General features: G+C 62.0%; 20 protein-coding genes. 16 read left to right on the top strand and 4 right to left on the bottom strand.

The genetic code is table 11. The annotated features are described in order from the left end of the window. A complete protein-coding gene (locus tag BGC09_RS04750; protein WP_069802606.1) occupies positions 1 to 1,545 on the top strand; it encodes a hypothetical protein in 1,545 nt (514 codons plus the stop codon). Here the strand turns inward: BGC09_RS04750 and BGC09_RS04745 are convergent. Further along, on the bottom strand, positions 1,542 to 2,186 hold the full coding sequence (locus tag BGC09_RS04745; protein ID WP_069802604.1) for a hypothetical protein: 645 nt from the start codon (positions 2,184 to 2,186) through the stop codon (positions 1,542 to 1,544). The two genes, BGC09_RS04750 and BGC09_RS04745, sit on opposite strands and share 4 nt — an antisense overlap. Positions 2,187 to 2,196: 10 nt before the next feature. Between BGC09_RS04745 and BGC09_RS04740 the strand changes: the two genes are divergently transcribed. Continuing rightward, positions 2,197 to 2,400, top strand: coding sequence for a hypothetical protein (locus BGC09_RS04740; RefSeq protein WP_069802602.1), 204 nt, complete (start codon positions 2,197 to 2,199; stop codon positions 2,398 to 2,400). Between the two features lie 53 nt (positions 2,401 to 2,453). Beyond that, complete coding sequence (locus BGC09_RS04735; RefSeq protein WP_069802600.1) at positions 2,454 to 3,809, top strand: acyl-CoA thioesterase/bile acid-CoA:amino acid N-acyltransferase family protein; 1,356 nt, start codon at positions 2,454 to 2,456, stop codon at positions 3,807 to 3,809. Positions 3,810 to 4,096: 287 nt separating this feature from the next. Here the strand turns inward: BGC09_RS04735 and BGC09_RS04730 are convergent, their stop codons facing one another. Beyond that, entirely contained in the window at positions 4,097 to 5,230 is a 1,134-nt protein-coding gene (locus BGC09_RS04730; RefSeq protein ID WP_069802598.1) for a glutathione-independent formaldehyde dehydrogenase, read from the bottom strand. Between the two features lie 519 nt (positions 5,231 to 5,749). Here BGC09_RS04730 and BGC09_RS04725 point away from each other — a divergent pair. The 4 genes from BGC09_RS04725 (at position 5,750) to BGC09_RS04710 (ending at position 10,713) form a co-directional block, all read left to right on the top strand. Further along, positions 5,750 to 7,720 (top strand): ATP-binding protein, encoded by a 1,971-nt coding sequence (locus BGC09_RS04725; protein ID WP_069802596.1) that lies wholly within the window; start codon positions 5,750 to 5,752, stop codon positions 7,718 to 7,720. Beyond that, entirely contained in the window at positions 7,659 to 8,753 is a 1,095-nt protein-coding gene (locus BGC09_RS04720) for a helix-turn-helix transcriptional regulator (protein WP_069802594.1), read from the top strand. Before BGC09_RS04725 ends, BGC09_RS04720 begins: the two co-directional genes overlap by 62 nt. A 192-nt stretch (positions 8,754 to 8,945) precedes the next feature. Beyond that, positions 8,946 to 9,740 (top strand): hypothetical protein, encoded by a 795-nt coding sequence (locus tag BGC09_RS04715; protein WP_069802592.1) that lies wholly within the window; start codon positions 8,946 to 8,948, stop codon positions 9,738 to 9,740. A 31-nt stretch (positions 9,741 to 9,771) separates the two neighbouring features. Then, positions 9,772 to 10,713 (top strand): DUF1028 domain-containing protein, encoded by a 942-nt coding sequence (locus BGC09_RS04710; protein ID WP_069802590.1) that lies wholly within the window; start codon positions 9,772 to 9,774, stop codon positions 10,711 to 10,713. 358 nt (positions 10,714 to 11,071) lie between these two features. On the opposite strand, the gene BGC09_RS04705 is transcribed toward BGC09_RS04710, so the two are convergent. Beyond that, the gene (locus BGC09_RS04705) at positions 11,072 to 11,569 is read right to left on the bottom strand and encodes a hypothetical protein (protein WP_069802588.1); all 498 of its coding nucleotides are present in this window, start codon (positions 11,567 to 11,569) and stop codon (positions 11,072 to 11,074) included. Positions 11,570 to 12,022: 453 nt separating this feature from the next. Between BGC09_RS04705 and BGC09_RS04700 the strand changes: the two genes are divergently transcribed. The 3 genes from BGC09_RS04700 to BGC09_RS22075 all read left to right on the top strand — a co-directional run bounded on the left by BGC09_RS04700 (position 12,023) and on the right by BGC09_RS22075 (position 14,923). Beyond that, on the top strand, positions 12,023 to 12,913 hold the full coding sequence (locus tag BGC09_RS04700; protein ID WP_069802586.1) for a sigma-70 family RNA polymerase sigma factor: 891 nt from the start codon (positions 12,023 to 12,025) through the stop codon (positions 12,911 to 12,913). Between the two features lie 229 nt (positions 12,914 to 13,142). Then, the gene (locus BGC09_RS22485; RefSeq protein ID WP_141727640.1) at positions 13,143 to 13,457 is read left to right on the top strand and encodes a hypothetical protein; all 315 of its coding nucleotides are present in this window, start codon (positions 13,143 to 13,145) and stop codon (positions 13,455 to 13,457) included. A 407-nt stretch (positions 13,458 to 13,864) separates the two neighbouring features. Continuing rightward, positions 13,865 to 14,923, top strand: a complete 1,059-nt coding sequence (locus BGC09_RS22075; RefSeq protein WP_084657948.1) for a pentapeptide repeat-containing protein — start codon at positions 13,865 to 13,867, stop codon at positions 14,921 to 14,923. A gap of 259 nt (positions 14,924 to 15,182) precedes the next feature. On the opposite strand, the gene BGC09_RS22755 is transcribed toward BGC09_RS22075, so the two are convergent. Then, the gene (locus BGC09_RS22755; RefSeq protein WP_176728840.1) at positions 15,183 to 15,635 is read right to left on the bottom strand and encodes a hypothetical protein; all 453 of its coding nucleotides are present in this window, start codon (positions 15,633 to 15,635) and stop codon (positions 15,183 to 15,185) included. 55 nt (positions 15,636 to 15,690) lie between these two features. Here BGC09_RS22755 and BGC09_RS22750 point away from each other — a divergent pair, with 55 nt between their 5' ends. The 6 genes from BGC09_RS22750 (at position 15,691) to BGC09_RS04650 (ending at position 20,519) form a co-directional block, all read left to right on the top strand. Continuing rightward, on the top strand, positions 15,691 to 16,344 hold the full coding sequence (locus BGC09_RS22750; protein ID WP_069802575.1) for a pentapeptide repeat-containing protein: 654 nt from the start codon (positions 15,691 to 15,693) through the stop codon (positions 16,342 to 16,344). Between the two features lie 406 nt (positions 16,345 to 16,750). Then, complete coding sequence (locus tag BGC09_RS04670; RefSeq protein WP_069802573.1) at positions 16,751 to 17,212, top strand: MarR family winged helix-turn-helix transcriptional regulator; 462 nt, start codon at positions 16,751 to 16,753, stop codon at positions 17,210 to 17,212. 32 nt (positions 17,213 to 17,244) lie between these two features. Beyond that, positions 17,245 to 17,682, top strand: a complete 438-nt coding sequence (locus BGC09_RS22480; protein ID WP_069802571.1) for a hypothetical protein — start codon at positions 17,245 to 17,247, stop codon at positions 17,680 to 17,682. Continuing rightward, positions 17,636 to 18,043 (top strand): carbohydrate ABC transporter permease, encoded by a 408-nt coding sequence (locus tag BGC09_RS04660; RefSeq protein ID WP_069802569.1) that lies wholly within the window; start codon positions 17,636 to 17,638, stop codon positions 18,041 to 18,043. Before BGC09_RS22480 ends, BGC09_RS04660 begins: the two co-directional genes overlap by 47 nt. 156 nt (positions 18,044 to 18,199) lie before the next feature. After that, positions 18,200 to 18,973 (top strand): sugar ABC transporter permease, encoded by a 774-nt coding sequence (locus BGC09_RS04655; RefSeq protein ID WP_069802567.1) that lies wholly within the window; start codon positions 18,200 to 18,202, stop codon positions 18,971 to 18,973. A gap of 778 nt (positions 18,974 to 19,751) precedes the next feature. Continuing rightward, positions 19,752 to 20,519 (top strand): nucleotidyltransferase domain-containing protein, encoded by a 768-nt coding sequence (locus BGC09_RS04650; protein WP_069802648.1) that lies wholly within the window; start codon positions 19,752 to 19,754, stop codon positions 20,517 to 20,519. Positions 20,520 to 20,572 lie beyond the last annotated feature (53 nt).

Here is a 20,572-nt window from a genome sequence, read left to right as displayed (position 1 = left end):
ATGAAGCACGGAGACCGTCATCGCTTTTCAGCCTTCTTGCTGAGCTGGTTGGCCCACACGCAGGCCAAAAGCCCCTGGCTGCTCTGGCTTCACGATGGCAGCCCGAGCACAGCGCTCAGTCCAGCCTCCTCAGCACCAGGCTATCCCCACGGCGGCTTTGGCAAGAGTCGGCTGCTGCAAAGCAGCCTCTCCCTCGTCCGCCAGCGTTTTCCCGGGTTGCCCATCGTCTGGGTAGATGGCTTATGCGCGGCAGCGCATGATCAGCTCTCCCTCGTCTGGCAAATCGTCGAGCAGCTCCAGGCCGCATACCCTCCCTGGCAAGCCCATACCTTTGCCACGATCTGGGAGAGGCTCCAGAGGACAGGCCAGCTCTCATCATCAGGCCGTCAGTTGCTCATCGATCTGGACAGGAGAGAGCAGCTCTGGACGGCCCTGGCCCGAGATGTTGAGGCCCTCCGGCCTCACCTGCCCGCCGAGGGGCCCACCCTGCTGCTCTTCTTTGACCATCTGGAGCAGCTGCTCCCCAGCGCTCAGGCGCTCGTGCTCGCTCCTGGCGGGCGCTTCCCCGAGCGCTTCGGCCTGCCCCGCGTCAAGGCCGTGCTTGCGAGCCGCCAGCCCCCTGACTGGCACCAGCCGCTCTGGAAGGGGCGGCAGTCTGAGATCGTGACGGTCACCCTGCCTCCGTGGTCTGCCGAAGAGATCCGCCGCATGCTCGCTCAGGAGGGTGCGCTCCAGACCAGCGCGACCGGCGCCGCCGCAGCACGGCTCACAGCCGCCAGTGAGCGCCTGCACGAGCTGACTGGGGGTCATCCAGCTCTGGTGCAACTGGCCTGTAGACAGTTGCAGTCGAATCAGCTCCGCCTGGAGGAGCTGGCGCGTCTGGACCAGCGCGCCTTTGACGAGCGTCTGGTTGCCTGGTTTTTCAGACAGGAGGGGCCGCTTACCTGGTGGCTGCTGGTCCTGGCCCACCTGCTGCCGGGGTCCAGCGAGCCAGGGCTGGCCCTTTCCTGGCTGGCTCACCTACTCAGCCACTTCTCGGCGCGGGCGCCAGGGCAGGAGTCCCTTCGTAAGGCATCGCTGCTGACGGTGCCAGGTGTCCGCCTGAGCTGCGATGGGAAGAGTGTGTCTTTACAAGAGGAGATCCGTCACCTGCTCGTGCAGGTCGGCTGGAGGCTCCTCGATCCTGACGAACGCTTCCGTCGCGAGCTGAGCCGCCTCGTACTCACCCACAGCCTCGCAGCCCTGGAGCTGGAAGCCGGCCAGGTGCTGCCCGAACCCGACTGGCAAGCCTGGCAGAGACTGCAGCTTCTTCATCACCTGATCATAGAGCATCAAGAAGGCTGGCGACATGGGAAGCTGTTGCTCACTCGGGCCCTGGCCCAGCGCCTTCCAGCGGAAGGTAGCCGTTTGCTTGCCATCCTCCAGCAATTTGAGGGGCAGCTTAGCCCGCCCCAGCGTCGAGAGCTGCACCTATGGGAAAGACAGATACAACAACTCGAGACCACAGAGTGGGGACGCAGGCCAGAGCAGGCCGAGCCGGCCTAGCCCGCAACGTCCCCACCCAGGCAGAGGGGAGCACACTGATGGCCTCCCTTGCGAGGAGACAAGCAAGAGAGCAGGCAGGCAATCATAGCCCTGGCGGGAATGCTCCTTCCCTTCAAGGCGGCATTCGCCGGAATAAGCTGCTGCAAGGGAATTCCATCAATGCTGAGAGGAATCACCCTGCTGTCAAGGCGACGCACGCTCTTCTGCCAACCGGGAAGGCTGGACAGGCCGGCAGCCAGCCTATCGGCCTCGCTCCCCTGCGCAATGGCAATAACATTAAAGGTCATATTGTTCGCGACTGTCCGATTGATCAGATCGGTCAGGTCCTCGCGCAGCACCAGAATCAGGCCAATGGCGACCACGCCGATGAAGAGCGCCATTCTGAGACTGACCTTGAGCCGCACCAGGAGGAAGGCAACGATCGCCCCAGGCAGGGCCAGCAGCAGCACCAGCCCACCAAAGGCGGGCAAGTTGCGAATGAGCAGCACAGCAATGAGCAGGGCCAGGAACACAAGTCCCCCCTGCTTCAGGTTGCAGCGTTCGGGCACTGGGAGCTTGCTGACAGCGAAGAGCACAAAGCCAAAGAGGAGGACCAGCAGGCCAAGAGCGAGCAGCGAATCCTTGAGGAGGACCCCGGCCATCGCCTAGAAGATGACTACACCCCACCTGAGTCCGCGGGCAGCGCTGGTGTTGAGCCTGTCAGCTTTTCACGGGCGCGGCTTCATCCCCGGGGGCATCCCGCTGGATAGTCCCTTACCCCTGCTCGCTTCTTGTGAGGCTGTCATCGGCTTGCTCGTGGAAATCGCCTTTATCACAACCTTCACTCAGCGCTTCTTGAATAGACTTGGCAACTGAGCTGTGCTGGCCTATACTATTGACAACTCGGTTCTTGAAAGGAGGGCCTCACTATGGTCACGGAAGATGTGCCTTCCCCCATTCGCCTGGTGGTTGAACCGCAGGAGAGCCTTGCCGACGCACCACTCTCTATCCAGCTACAGGGTCTGGAGCCAGGCCAGCAGGTCACGCTCCACGCTTCCACTCTCGACGGCTGGCGCTGCTCCTGGGCATCATGGGCCACCTTTGTCGCTGACGAGGAGGGAACGGTCGATGTCAACCAGCAGGCGCCGCTGGCAGGCAGCTACGAGGGAGTGGATGCACTGGGCCTGTTGTGGTCTATGACACTGCAAGATCCCGCCGAGAGTCACCTTTTTGTGAAGACCACAGCTACGCCCCTCACCATTACGCTCAATGCAACATGCGACGATCAGGTGGTCGCCTCGGCCCGCATCCAGCGTCTCTTTGCAGCACCAGGAGTGCAGCGGATCAACCTTGAGGGACCGGACATGGTGGGAACGCTCTTTCTTCCGTCAGGGCCAGGACCTCACCCTTGTGTGATTCTGCTCAATGGCTCAGATGGCGGCTTCCATGCCCATAGCGCCGCGCTCCTGGCCTCTCACGGCTTCGCAGCCTTTGCTCTGGCCTATTTCGGCGTCGAAAATTGTCCGCCTCATCTTCTTACCATCCCTCTTGAATATTTTGAACAGGCCTTCAGCTGGCTCGGAAATCAACCGGCTATTGACAGTACGCGCCTGGCAATCTGCGGCCTCTCCCGGGGGGCTGAGCTGGCCCTGCTCCTGGCATCTACTTTTCCAGCGGTGAAGGCTGTCATCGCTGGCTCCCCCAGCAGTCTTCTCTGGCCCGGCCTGAAAGGCTATCGCAGCGTCAATGAGCCGGCCTGGACATATTGCGGTGAGGCCCTCCCTTACCTGGCGGCCTCTTCTTCGGGCAAGTTCGCCGCTTTTTTGAGTGTGGTGAGCTTTCTGTGGGGTATGCTGCGGCGGAAGCCCTTCAGGCTCACCAGGATCTTTCTGAAGCAGCTGCAGCAGGCTGATCCCGAGGCCATCGCCAGAGCCAGTATCGCCGTAGAGCGTATCGCTGGCCCCATCCTGCTGGTGGCTGGAAGCGATGATCAGGTCTGGCCTTCCTGCCAGTTCGCAGAGCGGATTAGAGCACGCCTCGAGAAGCACGGTTTCAGCCACTCCTGCACCTATCTTCGCTATGAGGGCGCCGGTCACTTCATCTGCTGCCCCTACGGTGTACCTTCCCTCCCCCCTTGGGTCAGCCGCGGCTCGGCGGCAGACAGGGGGCCAATCGTGGCTTTTGGAGGCACCGCGCTCCTCAACGCTCATGCATCACAGGATTGCTGGTATAAGCTTCTGTCCTTTCTACAGGAGGCATTGGAGAGGGAGAGCCAGCAGGCATGAAAGCGGCAAAGTAGCCACACTGACTGGTGGCTGCCGATTCGCTTGAGACAGCTCTCTCCCTTAGCTCGCACCGCGCTCCGCCGACCTCTACACCGCCCGCCTGGCGAGTGCCCAGGGCCTGATCGACAAGGGCAAGCATGACCGCCCTCAGCGCCCGCCTGGCGAGATGGCGCGGCTTTTCATGCTTGCCCTTATTCACCTGGATTGCATACCGGTGAGGCACCCTGCAGCTCTCCCCTGCCCAGCAGCGGATGCAGCAAGCGCGCCACAGACAGATCGTTCCAGACCTAGGGCTTCAAGATTACTTTGGTATAGCCCTCGACCCGCTTGTCAAACTTCTCATAAGCTACCGGGGCCTCGTCTAACGGCACCCGATGCGAGACAATGAAGCTGGGCTTGGCCCGTCCCGCGATAATCAGATCGCGCAGATAGCGATTATAGCGCTTGACGTTGCACTGGCCCGTGGCCAGGCGCAGCCCCTTTTCGAACAGCTTGCCAAAGGAGATGAGCAGGCGCCCCTCCCTGGCATGTGGATCAACGCCTCCCGGATCGGTCGGCACGTAGAGGCCAGGAATGCCCAGCATCCCAGTGGGATTCACGACTCGGATGAGCGCCTCCAAAACAGCAGAGGGGGCCTCGCTGTCCTGACCCGGCTGGATCGCCTGATAGCCAACGGCATCAATGCCCTTGTCCACTCCATCGCCGCCGCGCCGCTCGCGAATCTGCTCGACCGGGTCCCCTTTGCTGAAGTCAATCGGGATTGCACCAATCTCCTCGATCTTCTTTAAGCGCTCCGGCACCCGGTCGACGACATAGACCTCAGCAGCTCCACGCAGCAGGCAGCTATAAGCGGCCATCGCTCCGACTGGGCCGGCCCCGAAGATGGCCACCGTCTCCCCAGGTGAGACCTGCGCCAGCTCGGCCCCGTGATAGCCCGTGGGGAAGATATCGGCCAGGAGGGCAAAATCATCCTCGTGCTCGGTCCCGGGTGGCAGCTTGAGCGCATTAAAGTCCGCATAGGGTACTCGCAAATATTCTGCCTGCCCACCAGGATAAGGCCCCATTGCCACATAACCATAGGCGCCACCAGCGAAGCCGGGATTGACGGTCAGGCAGAAGCCAGTAAAGCCCCTTTCGCAGTTTTTGCAGAAGCCACAAGCGACGTTGAAGGGCATCACCACCCGGTCGCCCTTTTTGAGCGTCGTGACCGCCGAGCCTACCTCTTCGACGATGCCCAGGTTTTCGTGACCAAAGATGAGGCCCGGCGGGGCAGCCGTGCGACCCTCGTACATGTGCAGATCCGAGCCACAGATGCAGGTTGAGGTAATGCGCACAATGACGTCATTGGGGTGCTGAATGGTGGGATCAGGAACCTGTTCGACCGCCACCTGAAAAGGTCCCTTGTAGACAACCGCTTTCATGATCGGTATCCTTTCGCCTGGCACCTTCGACCTGGCTCTGCCTGTGGCCAGGCAGCACAGCACAGTGCCCTGGTACGCGCAAAACTACGCTGTTCGCCACGAGGTGAGACTCATCAAAAGGATAACCCTGACATAATCTTACTCTATAGTCTCACTAGATAAAAGTCAATATTTTCCGTCTCTAAATAAACTCTGCATTACAAAAGATAGATCAGACGAATATTTCCTTACTTAAACCTATTCAAATCAATAGCAATCCTCGCTGCTCCATTTCACCATGCCAAACGACATAAAAATTTCGACCACATTAATAAGAGGTAGGCAGTCAACCAGCAGGAATGCAGCCTGAGATCTGCCTGTCGGGCTGGCAGAAAGGCGCTCCTCGGTGCTGTCATCAGAGAGCGCCAGACTTGCTTTTCGTTCCCATATCGAGTACGCTTTTTGCTGGCAGAACGGGTGAGATGCGACGTGTTCCAGACAACAGGAGCAGGCTGCTGAGAGAAAGCAGAGAGCAGGAGCATGCTGCAACATGGTTTGACCCATGAAGAAGCGGCCCTGGTCGGGCGTGATCGTGAGCTGGCCAGGCTGCGCAGCCTTGAGGAGCAGAGCCGCGCTGGTGGCCTGCAGGTGGCGCTCATCGCCGGCGAACCAGGGATCGGCAAGACACGCCTCTTACGCGAGATGGCTCGCTGCGCCCGCCAGCAAGGCACAACGGTGCTCCAGGGCGGAGCTTCCGGCACCGAGGGAATGCCTCCCTACCTGCCGTTCCTGGAGGCGCTCGGTCAGCACATCCGCAGCGCGCCCGCGGACGAGCTACGCCCCCAGGCCGGCGCAATGGCCTCCGTCCTGGCGACCATCCTGCCCGAACTGTCCCTGCGCCTGGGGGAGTCCGCCAGTAGCTACCCACTGCCTCCCGAACAGGCCCGCCTCCGTCTCTTCGAGGCCACAGGCCTCTTCTTGAAGGCGATCGCTACCCCTCGGCCCTTACTCCTGGTGCTGGATGACCTCCACTGGTCCGATCAGGCTAGCCTTGACCTGCTCTGCCACCTGGCCCAGCACCAGCCCACGGCGCGCTTGCTGATTCTGGGAGCCTATCGTGAAGGCGAGATCATGCACCGCTCCGCTTTCGAGCGCGCCCTGGCCGAGCTAGAGCGTCTGCGCCTGCTCACTACCATGATCCTGGGCCCGCTGACCGCCGAAGCGGTGGCCGAGCTGGCCTCGGGCTACCTGGGTGCCACTGTTGATCCTGCCGTCAGTAGCCTGCTGGCCGCTCAGAGCGAGGGCAACCCGTTCCTGGCCGAGGAACTGCTCCGCGGCTGGCTTGAAAGCGGGGTCATTGCCCAAAAAGAGGACGGCGGCGCCTTCTGTCTGCTCGCTCCCAATCCTTCTTTGCTGCCGTCCAGTATTCTGAACGCCGTTCGCCAGCGACTGGCCCGCCTGGCTCCGGCCACAGTCGAGCTGCTGCGCAGTGCGTCGATCATTGGCCGGACATTTGATGCGACCCTGTTGGCCAGGGTCACAGAGCTGGACGAAGAGAGCGTAGAGGAGCTCCTACACGAGGCCAGGCAGGCCCGGCTGATCCATCAGCTTCCTGCGACCGCTGCCGCCGCCCCCGCTCACTTTGCTTTCAGCCACGACACCATCCGCGAGTGCCTCTATCAGGAGGTGAGAGCGGTACGCCGTCTGCGTCTGCACACACGCATCGGCCAGGAGCTGGAGCAACGCCAGCCCCCCCTCCATGCCCCTGCCAGCGCACAGCAGCTGGCAGAGCAGGCTTTTCATTTTGCGCGCAGCGGCGATACCGGACGTGGCGCCGCCTATTCCCAGCGCGCCGCCCAGCAGGCACTGCAGACCTATGCTCCAGCGGAAGCGATGGCTCACCAGCATATGGCCTTGCAGCTCCTCAGCGCGGACGATCCTCGTCGTGGTCCCTGGCTCCTCGAACTGGGCAGGGCAGCCCTCCTGGCCGCCGCCTGGCAGGAGGCCATCGACGCCTTCCAAGGTGCCCAAGAGTGGGGACGCCGTCGCGCCAACCAGTATGTGGCCGGCTGCGCCGCGCTGGGCCTGGGTCGCGCCTACTGGCGCCAGGAGCGAATCGCTTCGGCCCGTCTGGCCCTGGAGCAGGCCGCCACAGCGCTCTCGGCCCAGACCACAGCCGAGACCGTCGAGGCCCTGGTCGAGCTGGGTTCACTGCTGATACTGAGCCTGCACCAGCAAGAGGAGGCCCGCACTTGCCTCGAGCACGCCCTCGCTCTCTCTCGCCAGCTTGGCGAGCAACGGCTCGAAGCGGCTGCCTGCCGGGCCCTGGGCAATCTACTGGTCCGCTGCAATCAGATGGAGCGCGGCCTGCCGCTACTGGAGCAGGCTCTCTCATTGGCGCTCTCTCGGCGAGGCGCTGGAGGTCTCGGAATGCTGTGCTTGCCTGACGATGGCCTATGGCTGGCATGGCGCACTCGACCGACGCGCCCAGCTGTTTCCTCTCTGGCTTGAGTACGCTCGCCGTTGCCATGACCCCTATCAGCTGCGGCACCTCTATACCCATCTGGCCTCTAGCTATGCCCTGCACAGCCAGTGGCCCGAGGCCGAGGAGGCCCTGGCCAGGAGCCAGTTGATCGTTGAGCAGCTCGCCAGCCCCGAGCCAGCGGCGCTGCTGCAGTGGACCCGTGGTCTGCTCCTGGCCCCGCGGGGGAAGCTGGCTGAGGCTGAGGACCTCATCAAGGCGGCTCTCGCCTGGTATCGCCAGCACGCCCCCCAGTCGCTGGCCTGGTGGCTTGGTGGCCTCGGCTTTGTCCAGGCTATCCAGGGCAAACAGCAGGAGGCGCAGGTCTGCCTCGTCGAGCTGGAGGCGCTCGTAGCCTCGCTGCCAGAGGAGTCTATGCCCCTGGCCCACGCCCTTTGCTTCATGGCCGCCACCAGCGCTGTGCTCGCTGACCAGAGCTGGGCCACACGCCTCTATCCCCGCCTGCTTCCTTTTCGCGGTCAGTTCCATTCGTTTCTGGTCGATCGTCTCCTTGGCGCGCTGGCCCTCCTGACGGGGGAGACCGCTGCCGCCGAGGCTCATCTCGCCCGCGCAGAGGCGGCTGCCAGGCGCCTTGGCCTCTCCTTCGAGCTGGCTGCGACCCTGGGAACGCAGTCTTTCCTCGTGCTTGCGCGCGATGGTTCGCAGGGGATAGCCCAGGCCCGCGCGCTTCTGGAGGAAGCTGTTGCCTTGAGCAATAGTACAGGTAACCCTGCCCTGGTACAGCTCTTGCAGCACCAATGGCAGGAGTGGGCCTGTCAACGTGAGCAGGCCGCAAGCCTCACTCGCCCGACCTTGCCGCCTCTGCCGGCGGGCCTGAGCCGACGCGAAGTCCAGGTCCTGCGCTTTGTCGCTCAGGGAAAGAGCAATCGCCAGATCGCAGAGATCCTGGTGATCAGTGAGCGCACGGTCGCCAATCATCTGCGCAGCATCTTCAACAAGACCGGGCTTGATAACCGCGCGGCTGCCGCTGTCTTCGCTATTCGTCATGGCCTGCTGGATTAGGCCAGATCGGGCATAGGCAGCTCTGGTCAATTTTGACTATTCCACCCTCGTCGCTGATCGTTCCCGGAGTCACGACGAAGTCAGTCATTTCTGACGATGTGCGCCTAAAGGACGGCTGTTACGCTCTCTTGAGAGTGGTTTTAGAAGCATGTCATCGCTCATGTCATATCATCTCTCAAGAAGGAGTGGCTCATGCCGAAGCTATTGCGCCAGATTGTCCTCTTTGGGGCGCCTATCCTCGTGGGGACGATCAATCTTGCGCATCCTGTCGTCTCGGCCTATCCCACCGTCTACCATGCCCTGCTGCATCAGGGGGGCTGGTGGCTGGCGCTGCACTTCCTTAATCTGGCCGCCTTCCCTCTGCTGGGTCTGGCCGCCTATCTGCTGACGGCGGACTGGCGCGGTCTGGCGGTCACAGTAAGCAGGGGCGCCATCGCGGCATTTATTCCCCTCTATGCCGCCTTTGACGCGATGGTGGGCCTTGGCACCGGGACCCTGGTTCAGTCTGCTCGCTCTCTCCCTGCGCCACAGCTGGCCGTCGTCGAACCTATTATTCAAGCTTACTGGGCCAGCGACACGGCCAACGCTCTGGCCACGCTTGGCTCCGTCGCCTGGGGCATCGGCCTGCTCGCGGCGGCAGTCGCTATCACCCCAGCGGGCCGGCGGCTGGCTGTCACTGCGCTGGCGGTGGCCGGCTTTGCCCTCGTTGGCTGGGGTGTTGCCACTGGCAGCTCAGGTACGCTGCTCTGGTGGGGAGCTGTGGGTGTCGTTGCTGTCGCTGTGCTGGCACTCAACCGCTGGCGTCCCGCAGCGGCCCTGCTCGCGCTTGCCGCCATGCTCTTTGGTACAACCCATGTGATCCCCTATGGCCCGCTGGGAGCGGCCTGCTTTCTGGCCGCTGCGCTCTGGCTGCAGCTGAGCAGGCGGTCAGTCGCTGACGCCGAAGAGCAGGGCGTAGCGCAGGCTGGAGCGGCCTCATCCTCATAGTTCCAACAGAGTCGGAAAGGACAGACAGCATATGGATCGCTCTTCTTTGCTCTGCTGTGAGCCGTTGGCTCACACCTATTCCATTGTAGCCCGCGATGGCGCCTCCGGGCAGCTTGGTGTTGCCGTGCAATCGTACTACTTCGGCGTCGGAAACGTGGTTCCCTGGGCCGAGGCAGGCGTGGGTGCGGTTGCTACGCAAGCCTTTGTCAATACGGACTACGGGCCCGAGGGGCTGGCTCTGCTGCGGGAAGGATTGAGTGCCGCTCAGGCGCTGGAGCGCCTGCTCCAGCGTGATGAGGAGCGCGAGATCCGCCAGGTTGCTCTGGTGGATGCCCAGGGAGGCGTCGCCGTTCACACGGGAAAGCGCTGCGTGGCGGCTGCCGGCCACCTGAGCGGCGATGGCTTCGCAGTCCAGGCCAATATGATGGTCAACGATGGCATCTGGCCAGCTATGAAGCGAGCCTACGAGGAGAGCACAGGTGACCTCTGCGATCGCCTGCTTGCCGCCCTGGAGGCGGCCCAGGCCGCAGGCGGTGACATTCGTGGTCAGCAAGCAGCAGGACTGGTGATCGTCTCGGGCAGGCGGACAGAGCAGCCGTGGCGCGAACGCCTTTTCGACCTGCGCGTCGACGATCATCCTCGCCCTGTTGAAGAATTAAGGCGCCTGGCCACTATCCGTAAAGCCTGGCTCCTATTCGAGCAGAGTAACGAGCGGCTGCTGGCGCAGCGGCCCGATGAGGCGGTCAGGCTGTTCCGGCAGGCCCTTGCACTTGACCCTGACAACGCAGATCTCAAGTTTCGCGGGACGGCGATCCTGCTGCAGGCCGGCGAGGTCCCGCAGGCGCTGGTCCTGCTTCGAGAGGTCTTTGCCAGCAAACCAGGCTGGGCGGAGCTGGTCCCGCGCCTGGCCGCTGTCGGACTGATCCCCGATGACCCGGAGCTGCTCACGTTGATCCTGGATCAGCGGGCGTGACAGCTCCCCAGGCCCCCAGGCTGCACGGTCTGGGAGCGCTCGTCTTGTCCATTGCAGATCCGTGCTTCTTCTTTCTTCTTCTCGTGCCGCTTGTGCCGACCTGCGGGAAAAAGCCGTCGGGTCGGCACGGCCCATCCATCAGAAATCATGCTTATGGTGGCCTTGGTCCACTACTGGTCTGATGAGTCGCAACAAAGCGACCTGCGCACCTTTAGTGCTGCGGCACTTCTCAGGGCCAGCTGCTAGTGATACAGGGGGCATCATCATTTCAGAGTCGGGGTCAGCGCATCCACGCCTTGGAACAAGGCCCTCACCCATGTTCAATGTTCAGATGCGCTGATCCCCTCTCTCTAATCAGTTAGAACGGCTTGAATATCATCAGCCAGAGGATCAAGGCCATGCCACCACCGCCAATCACCGTGAGGAGCCAGGGATGAGTGGCAGCCAGCAGATCGGTAAGCTGCTTCTCTGCAGACGGATCTGGAGAGATCTGACCACTTGTCCCAGAGCGCGATGGTTTGCTGCCATATACGAGCCGACGGACAGGATTGAGCGGACGCGAGCCGAGCAATGACATGGAGACGCTCATCAGAACGAACAAGGCCAGGGCGGTCCAAATCCAGCCCTGCCCCCACCATTTGCCCATGAAGCCGGCGGCGACGCCGGCAGCAAGGAGCACCAGCAGAGAGGCATTGGCGACCACAGAGACACTTTTGGATAGATCAAGCAGAACACGAATACGCTCGACCTCTCGCTGTCTGGGTAAAGCGAAGGTTACAGCAGCAACAGCACCGTGAGCGATCAGGAAGCCGAAAATGCCCAGGATATGAGCGAAGACAAGCCACTGATATATCATGTTTCCCTCTCTGAGAAATGAAAACGCACGATCTCAATTCGTTGATAGGTCTGTGCTCAGCTTTTGTGATAATGTCAACCGGTCGATAGGTCATCATCCCAACCGGGTGCTGCAACAGAATACCTGTGCTGCCATGCTGGTCCCCTGAGAGTGCGATCTGCGCAAAAGAAGTATAGACGGGAGAACCTGCCAGCCGGTCGTATGGATTCCCTATCTATAAAAGCCGGTATCCTCGATGCAAGCGGCACAAAGACGTGTTCGCGCTAACTCTCCATATTGCTCATCCTCCCGAAAAACATGACACCAATCGGAAATGTCTGACTCGATGGATGGCGCTTCATGCTGTCAAACTCACCGCAGAGAGGCGGATGCAGAAGTGCCTCTTCCTGTCACACTCGTCAGGCTTTCTGTGTCATACTTATGACACAAAGAAATCAGGAAATGTGACCGACGATGAACACCTCTAACTGGCTAGCCACCCAATTTGAGGCAGAGCGCCCTCGCTTGCGAGCACTAGCCTACCGCATGCTCGGCTCACTCTCTGAAGCGGAGGATGCCGTGCAGGAGTCCTGGCTTCATCTGAGCCGTTCCGACACGAGCACCATCTCAAACCTGGGAGGATGGCTAACGACAACGGTGGCGCGCATCTGCCTCAACATGCTGCGTGTCCGCAAGTCTCGGCCCGAGGACTCCCTGGAAGCCAAAGTCACGGATCTGGAAGCCATGTTAGGCGGGTCCCAATCGAGCGACCCGGTGCAAGAGGTGGAGCTGGCCGATGCGATTGGCTTAGCTCTGCTCGTGGTACTCGATAGGCTCACGCCCGCCGAACGCCTCGCTTTCGTGTTGCACGACATCTTCGCCGTTCCTTTCGATGAGATCGCACCACTGGTGGGACGCTCGGAGGCAGCGACCCGGCAGCTCGCCAGCCGTGCACGTCGCAGGGTGCGGGGAGGGGCCCCGGTGCAAGATGCGGAGTTGGTCGCACAACGAGAAGTGATAGAAGCCTTCCTCACCGCCGCCCGCGAGGGATCTCTTGATGAGCTTCTCACTGTGCTCGACCCGGATGTCGTCTTCCGTATCGAATCCCAGGCCCTGTCAGCGGGAGCGGGGAGAGAGCTGCACGGCTCGGCAGCGGCGGCCACACTGATTGTGAAGCATACTCAGCTTTTCTGGTCCTGCGGAACGGCACTGGTAAACGGCTCTGTGGGAATCATCGTGGCCCCCTATGGCAAGCTGCGCGCCGTTGGCATCCCTGTGATCAGTAAAGGCAAGATCATTGCCCTCACTACCATTATTGATCCTGTGCGCTTGCAACAGATGCATCTTGCCATCCTTGACAACTGACATGCCCGCCTCCCTTGATGTAGGACAGGCCAGGCAAGCAACTGGAAGGCATGGTATACCACAACCAAGCTGTCTCTCTTTCTTACTGCAATATGTGAGCGAAGAGCGCCCTCCCTACCAGAGCGAGGTGCAGACAGCCGTAGTCAGGGCAGGACAGCAAGAGACCCAGCCGGCAAAGGACCTTTTGTGTTGCACTGGGCCGAGGAAAGGACCAGTCAGGGCTGTCATCATGATAGATTTGGAGCTTTCGCACCCATTTCCGGCACGTATAGCCCCCGAGGTGACCCCGCGCGAGCTGAGGCGCTTTCCTACTGGCAGCGCTGTACTCGACCCTATGATGGGATCAGGGACTGTCGCAAGAGCGGTCCTCGATCAGCGTCTGCAGGCCAGTGGCCGCGACCTTGATCCCCCTGGCCGCTCGATGGGTTACAGCGCTATGGAGCCACGGCGCAAGCCAGCAACTGGTCGGGTTGGTACCTTGCCACCTGTCTGTCGTCTGCCCTGCTGGTCGCTCTGCACGCCCGCGCAGTGGCACATCTTTTAAGAGCAGCGTCAGCAGCAACACTACAACAACGCTCATTCCCAGCAGGACCAGAAAGCCTGGCTGCAGGCCATCCGCCAGGGCGTGCCGCGCAGCCTCGAAGATCTGCGTGCAGAGAGCCGTCGCCTGGGCCGTCAGGCGAGTCAGATCCTGCCCCTGTCCAGAGCCAGCCCCGTTCTACGCCACCAGGACCTGTGTGACCGCTTGTACGATCTGACGCTGCTTCTGTGCATCCGCCAAGACCTGCGGATCAGCAGCCTGCGCCAGGAGCGCGGCGGGAAGGCGCTGCGCCGCATCTAGAAATAAGGCCTCTCTTGCCTGCTACAGGGTTTCTGAGATACATTCACGGTCATGAAAGGCCATTGTTCCCGAAGAGCAAACTAGCTGACCAGCGAGAAGGAGCAAGCCTGATGACGACTCACCCGTTGCCAGCCGACCTGGAGGAGCAGCTGCAGGCCCATGAGCGCTGGCTCAACAGCCGCGGCAGCGCCGGTCACCGCCTGCGCCTCCCCCAGGCCGATCTCCACGAGCTTGACCTCAGCAACCGCCTGCTCTCCTTCGCCCAGCTGAGACACTGCAACCTCTCAGGCGCCAACCTCTGCGATAGCTGGCTCACCGCTGCCGATCTGACCGGCTCCCAACTGCAGGGAGCCGAGCTGAGTTACGCACATGCCGAGGGAGCTTGCTTCGACCAAGCCTCCCTGGATGAGGCCAACCTGGTCAAGGCCGACTGCTCCTGCGCTCGTCTGCGCCAGGCCCACCTGCGCCGCCTACATGGCCTCCGCGTGAACCTCATAGAGGCCGATTTGCAGGCCGCAGACCTCTCCGAGGCCCGTCTGCGTGGAGCGCTTCTGAGTTCGGCCTGCCTGGAGGCAGCCAACCTGCGCGGCGCCAACCTGCAGCAGGCCCTGCTCACCGGCGCCATCCTCACCTGCGCCGACCTCACCGGCGCCCGCCTGGGCAGCGCCTCCCTCCTCGGCGCTCGTGACCTCGACACCGTCCAGGCTGACTGGATCGACATCAGCGAGGACGATGGCCCCCCCTGCTCCTCCACGGCGCGCAGGCCCGCCGCTGGCTGCTCTCGGCTTCCATCCCCCGCCCCTCGGTCACCGCCGGCGAACTCCTGCAGCAAGCCGGCTTCTCCCAGGAGGAAATCTCCTCCCTCCTGCAGGCTGACTGGCACACCGGCCTCGCCTCCCTCTCCCTCCTCCTCAACCGCCTCAAGGCCGCCCTCCAGAACGGCACCGACTGGCTGGGCCTCACCCCCCAGCAGCTCTACCAGCTCTATGCCCAGATCCGCGCCGCCTCCTCCTACACCCATCCCAGCGCTCCCCGGCTCCAGACCCTCGTACGCCTCAAAGGCCTGCTCGCCCAGGCCCTCCTGGGCTCCCTGCTCGCCTTCTGCCACCCCGTCACCGACCGCTACTACGGCCCTGCCATCCTCGACCTCGTCCTGCCCAAGGCCCTGATCATGGTCTCCCTCGATCGCACCATCCCCGAAAAGGAGCTCGGGATCTACCGCAGCCAAGCCTCCTCTTCCCAACAGGTGATCCTCTATGCCCCGCATTTCCCCGCCAGGCTCGTCCACTACCTCTCCCTCGAGCGCGTCGCCGTGGTCCAATCCCCAGAGGACCTCTTCCTCCACCTGCATGTCCACCACCTATGTCCACTACCGTCTTGCTCTTCTCCAGCGCCTCCATCCCAGATGTTGAACTCGAGGCCTTCCTGCTACAGGCCGGCGCCCACCCACTCGACCCCTTCTTCACCTACCTGCTGACCCGCGAGACGGCCTTCGTCCGCATCTACCTCCATGCCCTCCCTCCCCTCGCTGAGCTGGAGCCGCCCGCCCTCCGCCAGATCCTCGGCCAGCCCAGCCAGACCCGCCTCCTGCTCGTCTTCCCCAGCACCCCCCAAAGCGAGCAGCTCTGCCTCCAGCTCTGCTGCCAGTTCGCTGCCCGCTGGCCCTGCCTCGTCGACGACTGCAGCCACTCCTCCCACCCCTTCTACACCCCCGAGGACCTGCTGGCCCTCTCCCAGGAAGGCCGCGGCTTCGGTCACCCCGACGAGTCCCAGCATCTCCTCGCCCACTTCGAAACCTCCCTCGAAGCCGCCTACTACTCCTCCGCCTATCAGGCCCTCTTCCAGCAGCAGATCCACCTCCCACCCAAGGAGGCGTCCCATCCGCAGCAGCCCACCTGACCCACCAACCACTCAGTTGATCCAAGGAGGTGTTCCCTTGATCCTCTGTTTCCTTCCCCCTGACCTGCATGCCCAGATCCTGGCCCACGAGCGCTGGCTGCAAAGCCGCGGTCGCGCCGGGCGCCGCCTCGTCCTTCGCCAGGCCGACCTGCGCGAGCTTGACCTCAGCGGCAGAGGGCTGACTGACGCCCAGCTCCAGGCCTGCGATCTCTCGCGCTCGCTCCTTGACGAGGCCTGGTTGGAGGGGGCCGATCTCACTGGCTCCCGACTGGAGTATGCCTCGTTGGTGCAAGCGCACGCCGCGGGGGCCTGCTTCGTCCAAGCCGTCCTGGATGAGGCGGATCTGAGCGGGGCCGACTGCTCCCGTGCCCGCCTCCGCCAGGCCAGCCTGCGCCGCATCCGGGGGGGCACGGACTTTTGGGCCGCTGATCTACGCGAGGCCGATCTCTCGGACGCCGATCTGGAACAGGCCGACTTGCGCCAGGCCCGGCTCGAGGCCGCCAATCTCTCCGGCGCTCGCCTCAAGAACGCCAATCTCTCCGGCGCCCGCCTCCGCCAGGCCCGCTTGCACGGCGCCCAGGGATTGGAAACCGTCCGCGTCGCCTGGATCGACCTCGGTGAGGACGGCCAGCCTCAGCTCCTCCACGCTGAGGAGGCTCGCCGCTGGCTGCTCACCGCGGCCTCCTCTTGAGCTCCGCCCAACCACGATCAGGCCAACCAGACACTCCTTTCAGCAGGAGCCGGAGCTCCTGCTCTTTCTTTTGTCCCACCCGTCGTCATAAGCTCTCCCTCCGTGCCTGGCCCCACGCACTGGATGCTGGGAGCACTGATGATCCCCCTTTCAGTGGGGCACAGCTGCGCCCCCAGCAACTGGAGCCTCTTTCCCCAGCAGCCTGCGGCTCGCGATCACTGCTTCCAGGATGCCGCCGAGCAAGCCGCTCTTGTACAAAAGCTTGACAATAGGGCACTTCCCCGATATACTTTCCTATGAAACAATATCTATCGCAACAATTGCATCCGCAACAAATTGCGGCCTCGCCTGGCGACGCGCCAAACCCGCGAGCCGCGCTACAGAGGGAAAGGGACACGCCAAGCGCATGGATGACTACCAGGACTACCGTCTCTTCCAAGAGCTGAGCTTGCTGCTTGACCACGCCGACCGCCTGGTCCTGCGTCAGTTCCGACTGAACACGCTGCAATATAATGCCCTGCTCCTGCTCGACCCTGACGAGGGCTGGCGGCTGACGGATCTCAGCGAACGCCTGCTGTGCGAACGGAGCACGGTTACTCGCCTGGTAGATTACCTGGAAAGCGAGGGGTTGATAAGCCGTAGCCCTGACCCCGGCGATCGCCGTTCACAGCGTGTCACCCTGACAGCCGCAGGCATCGCCCGGCGCCGCGAGGCCCAGGCCGCCATTGAAGAGGCCATTCGCCGCCGTTTCAGCGTCTTGAGCCGCGACGAAGAGCGGCATCTGATCGCCATGCTCAAGCGCTTACGGGCTATCGTGAGCGCCGAGATCGAAGCGACTTCACACGAGGCGAACAACACCGCGCCCTAGTTGCAACTAATGAGGTAGGTAGGAAAGTCACTATGCCAGAGATCTTTGAGTCGGCCACAGATGAAGCGCCCTCGCAACCAAGCGCCGAGCAGATGGCAGCGGTCCCCGGCGACCTGCCCCTGAGCGAGATCCTCATCCGCTGGACAGCTCAACGCAGCCAATTTCGCCACGATAACACCATTCTGCCCGCGGCTCCTCTCCCCGGCGAGCCAGTCGAAGTCTGGGCCACCAGCGGTGAGGAAGTGCCCATTGAACGCGCCGCGCTCTACTACACCGTCGACGGCAGCCGTCCCGAACGCTCCTCGACCGTCCTCCCGATGGAGCGCGCCCGCGTGACCTGGGACCCGCACGCTGGCTATATTACCCACTGGCTGGCTCGCATCCCCGGCCAGCCAGCACGCGCGTGCGCTACCGCATCGCACGGTGGTCATCCTGGGTGCACTGCAGGGCATTCCCGGCGAGCTGCGTGAGGCGGCACGGATCGACGGGGCCGGCCCCTGGCAGTATTTTCGCCACGTGACCTTGCCGCTGGTGACTCCAGCTCTGGTGCCCGCCACTATTCTGAGCGCCATTACGACTTTCCAGATGTTTAATACGGTCTTTCTGATCACACAAGGGGGACCGGTGGTCAGCGCCCTGAAACCGGGGGCCACGGAATTTGTCATGATCTATATGCACAATCGCATCCTGGGGGCTACGGTAGCCAACCCACACTACGGCTTTATCGCCGCCTTCGCAATCACGCTGTTTGTTATCCTCGCGGCCCTGACCTACCTGGGTTCTGGCCTGGGCGCACGGTCTCCACAGACGAGCCGCGTCAGGGAGGCATAAGCATGAGCCAGCAATTGCCCGGTGCTGCACTAAGAGCAGCAGCCTGCCGCTTTCAGTACCCCTGCAAGGGAGCAAGCGAAGCGGCTGCAGGCCCGGCGGGCCGCCGGTCTCAGCGCTCGCCTGGGACTGATTAGCATCTACGCCTTCCTGGTGGTGATGGCGGTCTTCGCGCTCTTTCCTCTTTACTATGTGATCCAGGCTTCGTTCGCCGGAGCGCAGAATCTCTATACTACTGATCTGCATCTCTTCCCGGTTCATTTTACTTTCGCCAACTATGTGACGGCTTTTACGCAGGAGCCGCTGCTGAACTGGATCGGCAATACCTTGCTGGTTTGCGGTCTGACGGCTCTCTGCGGATTGGTCTGTTCAACGAGCGGCGCCTATGCGCTGGCACGCTTCCGCTTCGCTGGCCGCGAGTTGACGCTGCGCGCGCTGCTGACGCTGCAGGCTTTCCCGGGCCTGCTGGCGCTGACAGCGTATTATCTGCTGCTGAATGCGCTGCATCTCCTCAACAACCTGCTTGGTCTGGTGCTGATCTACTCAGCCGGTGCGATAGTCTTCTGCTGCTGGAACACGAAATCCTATCTCGATGGATTGCCGATCGAGCTGGAGCAGGCAGCCTTACTGGACGGCGCCACGCCGCTCCAGGCTTTCTGGCACATTGTCTTACCGCTGGCGGTCGCGGCCCTCTTTACCTTTATGACGGGCTGGAATGAGTTCGCCCTGGCCAATCTGGTCCTGAACGCCAATGCTAACGGCAGCAATCTGACCTTTCTTCTGGGCCTCTACAGCCTGCAGAGCGATTTCCGCACACCGTGGGGAATCTTTGCCGCCTCCTCGGTAATCGTCTCGATCCCGCTGATGCTGATCTTCTTTTTCGCCCAGCGCTACTTCCGCTCCGGCCTGGCCCAGGGTGGCCTCGCTAACTAGCGGCTGACCGCACCACGCCCGCGCTGCTCTCTCCTGCTCTGCTACGGCTGAGACCGCCCGCCAGGGAGAAACCAGGAGAGAAGACCCAGAACCTGCAGGTGGGCACTCCGCTGTCTGCCGTAGACTTGCTTCACACCGTGAAGTGTCCTTCAGCATTGAGATCGGATCTGGAGGTCTTTGATGGAACAAACTGGCCGTCAGCGCGCTCTTTTCGTCTCTCTTCTACTGGTACTGGTGCTGCTCTGCTCAACATTTTTAAGCGTTAGACCGCTTCTACACCTTCTACGATCTAGGCCGCGGCGTGCTGGTGCCCGCCATTGGAACACTAGCTTGAGAGGTGGACTTTCCTTGACAAAGATCGCTAAAAGTGCTATCTTAAGCAAGAGAGTCAAAAGTGGAAAGGAATCTATTCAGCGTTGTACTTGGAACTGCAAGCTCCGTGCCTGCCTTTGCATGCGATCCCCGATGTTTCCTGCGCCTCGCCTTTGCGAAGCAGCTTTGCCTGCTCCTCTGCCTACTCGCCTCCACAGCCCCGTGCCAGAAGCGATGCGGTGGCGACGGGTTAGGTGCTCTGCCCTTCCTGGCCCGGTTTCGTCGCCAGGCATGAGCTCGTGGTTGACTGGCAGTCAGAGGAGCCTCAGCCTCAGCCCAAGAGGGAATGGATGAGAGAAAGATCGGGCAGCCCGGCCTGCCAGAGCGGGAAGATCTGTATCGCCTCTCCTCCAGGTGCAACAGAGAGCCTAAGCGCGATCATGATGCGGAATGGAAGGAGAAACACATGCAGGAAGAACAACTCGAACGGCTCAGGGCTACGCTAGCACGGCAGCGCTATCCGCTGCTCTTCATCACACTGAGCGGGTCACATCTCTACGGATTCGCGTCGCCCGATTCCGACTACGACCTGCGCGGCGCCCATATTCTGCCGCTGCACGAAGTAATCGGGCTGCACGAGGGAGCAGAGACCCTCGAACAGCACTCCAACGACGACGGAGCGGAAGTCGATCTGGTGACGTACGATGTCCGCAAATGCTTTAGGCTGCTGCTGGACAAGAATGGAAACATTCTGGAAGCCATTTACTCGCCGCTGGTGCTTCACACCACGCCCGAGCACGAAGAGCTGAAGGCGCTGGCCATGCGCTGCGTTACACGCTACTACGCCTACCACTATCTAGGCTTCGCTCGCAGTTGTCTGAAACAGGCCAGCCACAAACAGCCTCCTTCTATCAAGTTGGTACTCTCCATCTATCGCATCATTTTGACTGGTCTGCACCTGGTGCGCACTGGAGAGCTGGAGGCGAATCTGAAGCGCCTCAACGAAGTGTTCCGGTTCTCATCTGTGGCGGACCTGATCACGCGCAAGCAGGCCGGCGGCGAGAAAGCCCAGCTAGAGGAGGGCGCTGTCGCCCTTTACGAGGAGGAGTGGAGGCGCCTGTTGGGCGATCTGGAGCAATCTGTGGAGAGCAGCGTTCTCCCTGTTAAGCCAGATGCACAGGCACAAGCGGGCCTGAACGATCTTCTGATCCGTCTGCGGCTGCAGACCGTGTAAGAAGAAAGGAGCATATTCTTCCCGCGGCTGAGAGGCAAGAAGTCACCATCTAC

Origin of the sequence: Thermogemmatispora onikobensis, from assembly GCF_001748285.1 — a bacterium.
Lineage (GTDB): Bacteria > Chloroflexota > Ktedonobacteria > Ktedonobacterales > Ktedonobacteraceae > Thermogemmatispora > Thermogemmatispora onikobensis.
The sequence above is the reverse complement of the archived record's forward strand: the minus strand, read 5'-3'. Positions and strand labels throughout refer to the sequence as shown.

Coding starts and splice junctions, on each gene's coding strand:
- BGC09_RS04750 (WP_069802606.1), top strand. CDS start 1: ATGAAGCACGGAGACCGTCATCGCTTTTCAGCCTTCTTGCTGAGCTGG.
- BGC09_RS04745 (WP_069802604.1), bottom strand. CDS start 2,186: ATGGCCGGGGTCCTCCTCAAGGATTCGCTGCTCGCTCTTGGCCTGCTG.
- BGC09_RS04740 (WP_069802602.1), top strand. CDS start 2,197: ATGACTACACCCCACCTGAGTCCGCGGGCAGCGCTGGTGTTGAGCCTG.
- BGC09_RS04735 (WP_069802600.1), top strand. CDS start 2,454: ATGGTCACGGAAGATGTGCCTTCCCCCATTCGCCTGGTGGTTGAACCG.
- BGC09_RS04730 (WP_069802598.1), bottom strand. CDS start 5,230: ATGAAAGCGGTTGTCTACAAGGGACCTTTTCAGGTGGCGGTCGAACAG.
- BGC09_RS04725 (WP_069802596.1), top strand. CDS start 5,750: ATGCTGCAACATGGTTTGACCCATGAAGAAGCGGCCCTGGTCGGGCGT.
- BGC09_RS04720 (WP_069802594.1), top strand. CDS start 7,659: ATGGCCTATGGCTGGCATGGCGCACTCGACCGACGCGCCCAGCTGTTT.
- BGC09_RS04715 (WP_069802592.1), top strand. CDS start 8,946: ATGCCGAAGCTATTGCGCCAGATTGTCCTCTTTGGGGCGCCTATCCTC.
- BGC09_RS04710 (WP_069802590.1), top strand. CDS start 9,772: ATGGATCGCTCTTCTTTGCTCTGCTGTGAGCCGTTGGCTCACACCTAT.
- BGC09_RS04705 (WP_069802588.1), bottom strand. CDS start 11,569: ATGATATATCAGTGGCTTGTCTTCGCTCATATCCTGGGCATTTTCGGC.
- BGC09_RS04700 (WP_069802586.1), top strand. CDS start 12,023: ATGAACACCTCTAACTGGCTAGCCACCCAATTTGAGGCAGAGCGCCCT.
- BGC09_RS22485 (WP_141727640.1), top strand. CDS start 13,143: ATGATAGATTTGGAGCTTTCGCACCCATTTCCGGCACGTATAGCCCCC.
- BGC09_RS22075 (WP_084657948.1), top strand. CDS start 13,865: ATGACGACTCACCCGTTGCCAGCCGACCTGGAGGAGCAGCTGCAGGCC.
- BGC09_RS22755 (WP_176728840.1), bottom strand. CDS start 15,635: ATGGGACGCCTCCTTGGGTGGGAGGTGGATCTGCTGCTGGAAGAGGGC.
- BGC09_RS04670 (WP_069802573.1), top strand. CDS start 16,751: ATGGATGACTACCAGGACTACCGTCTCTTCCAAGAGCTGAGCTTGCTG.
- BGC09_RS22480 (WP_069802571.1), top strand. CDS start 17,245: ATGCCAGAGATCTTTGAGTCGGCCACAGATGAAGCGCCCTCGCAACCA.
- BGC09_RS04655 (WP_069802567.1), top strand. CDS start 18,200: ATGGCGGTCTTCGCGCTCTTTCCTCTTTACTATGTGATCCAGGCTTCG.
- BGC09_RS04650 (WP_069802648.1), top strand. CDS start 19,752: ATGCAGGAAGAACAACTCGAACGGCTCAGGGCTACGCTAGCACGGCAG.